Annotated in this window: 1 protein-coding gene; it reads right to left on the minus strand. The window is 43.3% G+C overall.

Features of this window, described 5'->3' with window-relative positions; translation table 11 throughout:
* Window positions 1–277, minus strand: a 277-nt coding sequence (locus WFN33_RS20305; protein ID WP_336954840.1) for a calcium-binding protein, incomplete at both ends; no start/stop codon positions are given.

Raw genomic sequence — 277 nt, forward strand, 5'->3', positions numbered from 1 at the left:
TACCCTCCATCTAAATAGTCATTCCCCGTTCCACCAATTAAAGTGTCTGCACCTGAACCACCATAAAGCTTGTCATTACCAGCACCACCGTCTAAGTAATCAATACCGCTACTTCCATTTAAGGTATCATTGCCAGCACCACCGTCTAAGTAATCAATACCGCTACTTCCATTTAAGGTATCATTGCCAGCACCACCAAATGCATAGCTCTTTCCTGTCCATACATTAATCGTGTCATCCCCTGATGTACCATGGAACGTCATACCATTATTACGGA

This window comes from Acinetobacter sp. AS167, from assembly GCF_037152175.1.
GTDB lineage: Bacteria > Pseudomonadota > Gammaproteobacteria > Pseudomonadales > Moraxellaceae > Acinetobacter.